The organism is Magnetospirillum moscoviense, assembly GCF_001650635.1.
Classification (GTDB): domain Bacteria; phylum Pseudomonadota; class Alphaproteobacteria; order Rhodospirillales; family Magnetospirillaceae; genus Magnetospirillum; species Magnetospirillum moscoviense.
On sequence record NZ_LWQU01000010.1, the window covers coordinates 1 to 7,525 of the forward strand.

General features: G+C 66.2%; 10 protein-coding genes. 5 read left to right on the plus strand and 5 right to left on the minus strand.

Annotated elements, in window-relative coordinates; translation table 11 throughout:
• Nucleotides 1–128 precede the first annotated feature (128 nt).
• Complete coding sequence (locus A6A05_RS00385; RefSeq protein ID WP_068496360.1) at nt 129–977, minus strand: SDR family oxidoreductase; 849 nt, start codon at nt 975–977, stop codon at nt 129–131.
• 69 nt (nt 978–1,046) lie between these two features.
• On the opposite strand from A6A05_RS00385, the gene A6A05_RS00390 reads away from it, so the two are divergent.
• A complete protein-coding gene (locus A6A05_RS00390) occupies nt 1,047–1,790 on the plus strand; it encodes a tetratricopeptide repeat protein (RefSeq protein ID WP_068496362.1) in 744 nt (247 codons plus the stop codon).
• Nucleotides 1,787–2,206 (plus strand): hypothetical protein, encoded by a 420-nt coding sequence (locus tag A6A05_RS00395; protein ID WP_068496364.1) that lies wholly within the window; start codon nt 1,787–1,789, stop codon nt 2,204–2,206. Before A6A05_RS00390 ends, A6A05_RS00395 begins: the two co-directional genes overlap by 4 nt.
• A gap of 170 nt (nt 2,207–2,376) precedes the next feature.
• Here the strand turns inward: A6A05_RS00395 and A6A05_RS00400 are convergent, their stop codons facing one another.
• From A6A05_RS00400 to A6A05_RS00415, 4 genes are all read right to left on the minus strand, one after another.
• The gene (locus A6A05_RS00400) at nt 2,377–3,153 is read right to left on the minus strand and encodes an enoyl-CoA hydratase (protein WP_068496365.1); all 777 of its coding nucleotides are present in this window, start codon (nt 3,151–3,153) and stop codon (nt 2,377–2,379) included.
• 29 nt (nt 3,154–3,182) lie between these two features.
• The gene (locus A6A05_RS00405) at nt 3,183–3,542 is read right to left on the minus strand and encodes a hypothetical protein (protein WP_068496367.1); all 360 of its coding nucleotides are present in this window, start codon (nt 3,540–3,542) and stop codon (nt 3,183–3,185) included.
• 5 nt (nt 3,543–3,547) lie between these two features.
• On the minus strand, nt 3,548–4,390 hold the full coding sequence (mutM, locus tag A6A05_RS00410) for a bifunctional DNA-formamidopyrimidine glycosylase/DNA-(apurinic or apyrimidinic site) lyase (RefSeq protein ID WP_068496373.1): 843 nt from the start codon (nt 4,388–4,390) through the stop codon (nt 3,548–3,550).
• A gap of 293 nt (nt 4,391–4,683) precedes the next feature.
• On the minus strand, nt 4,684–5,379 hold the full coding sequence (locus tag A6A05_RS00415) for a methyl-accepting chemotaxis domain-containing protein (protein WP_068496375.1): 696 nt from the start codon (nt 5,377–5,379) through the stop codon (nt 4,684–4,686).
• Between the two features lie 507 nt (nt 5,380–5,886).
• On the opposite strand from A6A05_RS00415, the gene A6A05_RS00420 reads away from it, so the two are divergent.
• From A6A05_RS00420 to A6A05_RS00430, 3 genes are all read left to right on the plus strand, one after another.
• Nucleotides 5,887–6,705 carry a phage capsid protein gene (locus tag A6A05_RS00420; protein WP_068496376.1) on the plus strand — a complete coding sequence of 273 codons (819 nt, stop codon included), beginning with the start codon at nt 5,887–5,889 and terminating at the stop codon, nt 6,703–6,705.
• A gap of 12 nt (nt 6,706–6,717) precedes the next feature.
• On the plus strand, nt 6,718–6,987 hold the full coding sequence (locus tag A6A05_RS00425; RefSeq protein ID WP_068496379.1) for a hypothetical protein: 270 nt from the start codon (nt 6,718–6,720) through the stop codon (nt 6,985–6,987).
• 64 nt (nt 6,988–7,051) lie between these two features.
• A partial coding sequence (locus tag A6A05_RS00430; RefSeq protein WP_068496381.1) for a phage connector family protein occupies nt 7,052–7,525 on the plus strand: 474 nt, incomplete at its 3' end.

Below are 7,525 nucleotides of genomic sequence, written 5' to 3' on the forward strand. Positions count from 1 at the left end.
TACAAAACCGGGCGCGCCGGGCGATCTCCCCAGCATCCACCCGGCCAGACGGTCACGCCCCAGTCCCAGGCGATCCAGCGGAACTACCGCCCCACGTACTCCGCCGAAAGCTCGAGTCCGACTGGCTGCTAGTGCCCAAGAAGGATGGATTTCAAACCTTGGTGGTAGGTCGGATAGCGAAGTTCTACGCCCAACTCGGTTTTCATCCGATTATTTCTGACCCTTTTATTGTCGGCATAGAAACTGAGCGCCATCGGCGACAGGCTGGCCTTCGCCTGATCCCAGTCGATTTCCGGCGGCGGTTCGACGCCCAACAGGGCGCAGGCATGGGCGATCACCTCTTGCGGCGGGGCGGGGTCGTCGTCGCACAGATTGTAGATCCGGCCGCCGGGTTGCGGCTTGGCGATCGAGGCCAGCACCGCGCCCGCGATGTCTTCGACATGGATGCGGCTGAACACCTGGCCGGGCTTGACGATGCGCCGGGCCTGGCCGCTTCGCACACTGTCGATGGCCGAGCGGCCGGGACCGTAGATGCCGGCCAGCCGAAAGATATGGACCGCCAGTCCCAGCGACTGCCAGGCGGCTTCCGCGGCGACGCGGCGGCGCGAACGATCCAGACCCGGAATCAACGGACTGTCCTCGTCGACCCAGTCGCCGCCGCGATCGCCGTAAACCCCGGTGGTCGACAGATAGCCGACCCAGGACGGCGCCAGCGCCCGCAAATGGTCGCCCATGACATCGACCACCGGATCGCCCTTTTCGTCGGGCGGCACCGAGGACAGGACATGGGTGACCCCGTCCAGCGCGCCCGCCGGCAGCGGATGGTCGCGGTCGAACGGATGGACGGTGATCCCGGGCATATCCGCTCTTTCACCCGAGCGGGTGGTGCCGGCGACCTGCCAGCCGGCATCCAGCAGCGCCCGGGCGATGACCCGGCCGGAGAACCCCAAACCAAACAGGAAGAAGCGCCTGCTCATCCTTAGCCCTTGCGTTGTCGGCCCCGCTAGCCACACTAATGCCAGCCCGACAACCCCGCCAGGATTTCCATGCGCCGCGCTCTTCTTGCCCTGATCCTTTCCGCCCTGGCCCTTCCCGCCTTGGCCCAGACCATCGACGGCCCCGAGGAGTACCGGGTCTGCCTGGTCATGGCCAAGGACAAGCCCGAGCAGGGCTGGGAAGAGGCATTGACCTGGCAGTCGCTGGGCGGCGGCGAGGCGGCGCGCCATTGCGGCGCCGTCGCCCTGATCGGCCTGGGCAAGTATGCCGAGGCGGCGACCCGGCTGGAAACCCTGGCCAACGAAAGCGTGCGCGAGGACGGCGTCAGGGCCCAGATGCTGGCCCAGGCGGCCCAGGCCTGGATGCTGGCCGGCAAGCTGCAACGCGCCGACGCCGCCCAACGGGGTGCCCTGATCCTGGCCCCGGGCGACCCCGAGATCCTGTTGGACCATGCGGTGCTGCTGGCCCAGGTCCACCATTACAACGAGGTCGTCGATATCCTGACCGGATTGCTGCGCCGCCAGCCGCACCGGGTCGAGGCATTGGTGCTGCGGGCCAGCGCCTTTCGCTACCAGGACAATCTGCCCGGCGCTCGCGACGATGTCGAACAGGCGCTGAAGCTGGACCCCGACTTCCCCGACGCGCTGCTGGAACGCGGCATCTTGAAGCGCCTGACCGGCGACGATGCCGGCGCCCGCGCCGATTGGCGCCGCGCCATCGAGGTGGCCCCGCACACCGAGGCGGCCGAAACCGCCCGCCTGAACATTCAAAAAATGGAGATGAAGGCCAAGTGACCGCGCCCAAGCCCGCTTACGAAATCGCCGCCGGCAGCTTCGTGACCCTGGAGCTGGATGGCAGCCGCGCCTTGTGCCTGAAGGCCGAGCGCATCGGCAAGGAACACACCAACCATTTCCTGGTGGTGCTGGAGCCCCGGCCCGAGCCCGGCCACATGGCGTTGCGCTATATCGACCCGGAACTGCCGCTGATTCCGGTTGACGGGGTAGCGCTGGCCTTTACCGACGGCCCCGAACGCACGCCGCCCGAGATCGGCGACGCCTTCGCCAACCGCACCGGCCTGATGCTGAAGGTCAAGGACGACGCCAAGTCGCAGCGTTATTGTTCCTATGTCGAGATCGCCACCGGACTGGTCCGCCCGCGCATGGAACACGGCATCATCCGCCTGATGGGCTGGAGCGTGCAGCGCCTGTGAAAAAGGGCGCCCCGTGGGGCGCCCCTTCTCGCGCTCCTGTCTTCGAGCCGGGTGATTTCAGGTGGAAATCATCCTGCTCCAGCGGCCATTGCGGCCGCGGCCAAGCAAACCGGAGGTTTGCGCCCGGCGAGGGACAAGAAAAAGCTAGACCACGATGACTTCATCTTGGTCTAGCGGTTCTTGAAAGACGGCGTGCGCTTTTCGGCAAAGGCGGCCATGCCTTCCTTCTGGTCCTCGGTGGCGAAGGTCGAGTGGAACAGCCGGCGCTCGAACTTGACGCCCTGGGTCAAGGTGGTCTCGAAGGCGGCGTTGACCGATTCCTTGCACAGCATGACCACCGGACGGCTCATCTCGGCGATGCGCTCGGCGACCTTGATGGCCTCGTCCACCAGATCGGCGGCGGGGATGATGCGGCTGACCAGGCCGGCGCGCTCGGCCTCGGCGGCGTCCATCATGCGGCCGGTCAGGCACATTTCCATCGCCTTGGCCTTGCCGACGGCGCGGGTCAGGCGCTGGGTGCCGCCGGCACCCGGAATGGTGCCGATGGTGATTTCCGGCTGACCGAACTTGGCGGTATCGGCGGCCAGGATGAAGTCGCACATCATCGCCATCTCGCAGCCGCCGCCCAGGGCATAGCCGGCCACCGCCGCCACCACCGGCTTGCGACACTTGGTCACCTGTTCCCAGCCATGGGTGATGAAGTCGGCCAGATAGACGTCCATGTAGGACTTGGTGGCCATCTCCTTGATGTCGGCACCGGCGGCGAAGGCCTTTTCCGAGCCGGTCAGCACGATGGCGCCGATCTCGTTGTCGGCCTCGAAGGCGTCCAGCGCCAGGCCCAACTCGCGGATCAGGGCGGCGCACAGCGCGTTCAGCGCCTTCGGCCGGTTCAGGGTGATCAGGCCGACGGGGCCGCGGGTCTCGACCAGGATGTTTTCGTAGGGCATGGGTCTTGATGCTCCCTTTGTGGGCGGTTTTATTCCGGGGAAATGGTGAAATGGACAAGGGTCTGGCGCCCATCGGGCCGGGCCTCGATGGTCAGCAATTCGGCGTCGCGGCGATAGCGGGCCTCGCCGGCCTTGGACCAGCCCAATTGCGGCAAGGTCTCGGCATAGAAGGACAAGATGTCGGCCGCCTTGGCGCCCGAGCGGGCCATGGCCTCGACGATGCGGCCCTGGGGGGTGTCGAACGACAGACCGGCGCCGGCCACCTCGGTCAGGCCCGGCGCCAACGGCAGATCTTCGTAGGCCGACAGGAAGGCGGCCCCTTGAGCGCCGGCCCCCGTTGCGGCGACGGCCAATCCCAGGGCGACCACGATGGCAGGAAGGATGCGCATGTCCGTCACGATTGCTTGTTGGCACAAAAGAAGGTCGATCGTCCGGCCTGGACGATGCGGGTGATGCCGCCGGTCCGCCCTGCATCGCAGGTGCAGCCCGGGCAAGCTTCGCCCGCGCGATCATAAACCGCAAACGAATGCTGAAAATAGCCCAGTTCGCCGTCGGGCCGCACATGATCCTTCAACGACGAGCCGCCGGCGGCGATCGCTTCGGTCAGAACCGCCTTGATGGCCGGGACCAGCCGGGCGATTTCCGCCTTCTTCAGCGACCCGGCGGCGCGCGTCGGCAAGATGCCGGCACGAAAACAGCTTTCCGAGACATAGATGTTGCCCAGGCCGGCCACCACCGACTGATCCAGCAGCGCCACCTTGATCGGCGTCGCCTTGCTGTTCAGGGCCGCGCCCAACACGGCCGGGGTGAAACCCTGGTCCAGCGGCTCGGGTCCCAGGGCGGCCATCAACGGATGGGTGGCCAATTGATCGATCGTGCACAAATCCAGAAGCCCGAAGCGGCGCGGATCGCAAAAGGTTACCGTCACCCCCTGGTCGGTGACGAACAGCACATGGTCGTGCTTGCCCGGCGGCTCGTTGCGCCCTTGCGAGATAACCATACGCCCCGACATGCCCAGATGGCCCAGCATCACCAGTCCGTCATCCAGGAAGACCTGCAGATATTTGGCGCGCCGTCCCACCCGGTCGATCCGCCGCCCGGTCAGGCGGGGGGCGAAATCGGGCGGCAACGGCTTTCTGAGGTCGGGCCGGCGGCACTCGACCCTGATCAGGGAGCGTCCTTCCCACACGGCGGCCAGTCCCCGTGCCACCGTCTCGACTTCGGGCAATTCAGGCATGGCGGCAGCTTGCGGGAAAAGTGCCGGCCCGGCAAGGGGGGCGAAAAAAGCCCTTGACCGGCCCGGTCCGTTTGTTCTATATACGTTCCTGTCACCGCCACACTTGCGTCTAGACCGTTTTCAGCCCGAGCTGAAACCGGTCCAGAGTCTTATGTTTGGCCCGTCCCGGGCCGCTCAGGCGCCGCTCTGGCTCGCCCGCGTGTTCACGCTTGGCGTGAAAACGCTCCAAACGCCGACATGACAAAGGGCCCGAAGCTGATCCAGCCCCGGGCCCTTTGTCATGCTAGGCGGGGTTAGCCGCGCAGGCTTTGCAGATTCTCGATGCCCAGGCGACGCAGGCTGTCGACCTTTTCCAGGGCCCGGCGAACGGCGTCCGAAGCGTCGTCGATCATGGTCCGCAGATTATCAACGTAGCGGCGCATGGTGTCGGACACCGTGCGGAATTCCTTTTCGTGGACGCCGGCGGCGGCGGCTTCGATGGCGATGTTGGTCGCGATCGAGTCCGACTGGCTGACCACTTCCTCGACGCCATGGGCGCGGCGCGACAGCTCCTCGACATTGGTCGAGAGGTCGTCGAGCTTATCGACCAGCGAGCGCATCATCTCGGCGAAAGCGACGCTTTCGGCGCCGCCCTGGCCGGATTCCTCCAGGGCGCGCAGTTGCTTCAGCTCGTCCTCGATCTTTTCCGACAAGGTGTCGGTGCGCAGGCGCAGCTGGTTCATCTCGCCCCGGATCTGGGCCAGGCGATTGACCAGTTCGCGGGTGTATTGGGTGAGCGCCCGAACCGCGCGGCCCTTGTCGCCGGCCCGGCCGGCGGCCAGCTCGGCATTGAGCGACAAGATGCGAAGGTTCTCCGCCAACTCGTCGAGTTCGCCGAAGGCATGGAAAGCCCGCCGGCAGTCACTGAGCAGGGCGTTGGCCCGCGCCTCAATGCGCTCGGTGCGCTGGGTGCCGGAAATGCTGCGCGCCGTTGGTTCGACTTGATTCATGACGATCCGCTGTTCCCCACGTTGACCGGCGGGCGCCCCGCCTAGTGTGGTGATTCTGAACTGCGCAACATTCTGCGAATTTCAGAATCACCACACAATTCAATAAATGAGTGGCCTGCTTACCCCCAGAATTCGTGGCACGAATTTCGGGGGCAGGACACTAGCCACCGATCATATCCGTTTTCACCGCTGGCGACAGGGGGAATTTTCTGCCCCTCCCCCTGTCCGCGAGGGCAGGCCGCTCCGACCGCACTTCCCGGTCGCCGAGCGCCGCTCTCCCCGCCCCGCGCGCCTGTCCATGGGCCGCGCGGGGCGGGTCCCTTGCTGGTCACCATTTCCACCCGCCGGAGAACCGGGCCGGATGCCTTGCCGCATCACGGAACGGCCCGGCGGGTGGCTTCTCGCGCGCCTCCCGACGGCGGCCCGGCCATCCCGGGGGCCTGGGCCAGAACCGGCCGGGGGGCGCCACCCTTTACGATCCATTCCACCAATGAAGGATGTGAACCCATGTCGACGACCGTCATCAACAATTACTCCAAGGAATATGGCGCCCAGGTCCATGCCGCCTATCAGCGCCAGGGCACCAAGCTTCGCAATACCGTCCGCGCCCGCAACAGCGTCAAGGGCGCCATCGCGGTGTTCTCGAAGGTTGGCAAGGGTACCGCCAGCACCAAGGCCCGCCACGGCAAGGTGCCGGTGATGAATGTCGAGCACGATTCGGTCGAGTGCCAGCTGTACGATTATTACGCTGGCGACTGGCTGGACAAGCTGGACGAACTGAAGGTCGAGCACGACGAGCGCGCCGTGCTGGTCAATGCCGGCGCCTATGCGCTGGGCCGCAAGACCGACGAACTGATCATCACCGAACTGGACAAGTCGACCAACTACGCGCTGGACGGCACCACCGCCCTGACCAAGGCCAAGGTCCTGGCCGCCTTCGAGATGCTGGGCGAGGCCGACGTCCCCGACGACGGCGAACGCACCGCGATCATCGGCTGGAAGCAATGGTCCGACCTGCTGCAGATCCCGGAATTCGCCGACGCCGATTATGTCGGCGACGACGACCTGCCGTGGAAGGGCACCCAGGCCAAGCATTGGCTGGGCACCCTGTGGATGCCCCATTCCGGCCTGACCAAGTCGGGCGGCGTGCGCCATTGCTACTGGTACCACAAGAGCGCGGTGGCCCACGCCGTCGGCTCCGAGGTCAAGAGCGAGATCACCTACCACGGCGACCGCGCCGCGTGGTTCTGCAACAACATGATGAGCCAGGGCGCGGTTCTGGTCGATCCGGCCGGCGTCGTTTCGCTGCGCTGCCTCGAATCCTAAGGAGCAACGCGCATGGCTTACCAATCCAAGGACCTGTCGGTGCTGGCCTATGCCAACGGCTTCACGCTGTGGCACTACACCACCGCCGACACCGCCGCTTCGGTCGATACCGCCGGTTATTTCAACCCGGCCGTCGACATGCTGCGCGCCGGCGACATCATCGTCGCCAACGTCGAGACCTCCGGCACCACCAAGGGCGGCCTGTTCTTCGTGTCGCAGGCGGCCTCGGGCGTGGTCGATGTCAACGACATGACCCAGATCGGCGCCACCGACGCCGATTGACCGTGACCGGACCCGGCGGGACCACCCCGCCGGGTCTTTTCATCCCCAACCCAGGAGACCCGCCATGGCCCTGTCCGCCATCGCGCTGTGTTCGCGCGCCCTTTTGAAACTGGGGGCGGCGAGCATCGCCTCGTTCGACGAAGGCACCGCCGAGTCCGAGGTGTGCGCCAACCTGTATCCGGCTCTGCGCGACGCCATGCTGTCGTCGCATCCGTGGAATTTCGCCACCGGCCAAGCCACGCTTCCTCTGCTGGCCGCCGCCCCGGTCGCCGATTACAGCTGCGCCTACCAGCTTCCCGCCGATTTCTTGCGGGCGCTGTCGGCCGGCCTGGGGGCCAGGGGCTTCGGCCTGGACTACCGCATCGCCGAGAACCGCCTGCATTGCAACGTCGAGGACGGCGTGGTGCTGACCTATGTGTTCCGCCCGGCCGAGCTGAACTTCCCGCCCTTCTTCGACCAGGCGCTGATCGCCCGGCTGGCCGCCGAGTTCTGCAACCGCCTGCGCCACGCCGAAACCATGGGCGGGCGCTATTGGTGG

Coding starts and splice junctions, on each gene's coding strand:
- A6A05_RS00385 (WP_068496360.1), bottom strand. CDS start 977: ATGAGCAGGCGCTTCTTCCTGTTTGGTTTGGGGTTCTCCGGCCGGGTC.
- A6A05_RS00390 (WP_068496362.1), top strand. CDS start 1,047: ATGCGCCGCGCTCTTCTTGCCCTGATCCTTTCCGCCCTGGCCCTTCCC.
- A6A05_RS00400 (WP_068496365.1), bottom strand. CDS start 3,153: ATGCCCTACGAAAACATCCTGGTCGAGACCCGCGGCCCCGTCGGCCTG.
- A6A05_RS00405 (WP_068496367.1), bottom strand. CDS start 3,542: ATGCGCATCCTTCCTGCCATCGTGGTCGCCCTGGGATTGGCCGTCGCC.
- mutM (WP_068496373.1), bottom strand. CDS start 4,390: ATGCCTGAATTGCCCGAAGTCGAGACGGTGGCACGGGGACTGGCCGCC.
- A6A05_RS00415 (WP_068496375.1), bottom strand. CDS start 5,379: ATGAATCAAGTCGAACCAACGGCGCGCAGCATTTCCGGCACCCAGCGC.
- A6A05_RS00420 (WP_068496376.1), top strand. CDS start 5,887: ATGTCGACGACCGTCATCAACAATTACTCCAAGGAATATGGCGCCCAG.
- A6A05_RS00425 (WP_068496379.1), top strand. CDS start 6,718: ATGGCTTACCAATCCAAGGACCTGTCGGTGCTGGCCTATGCCAACGGC.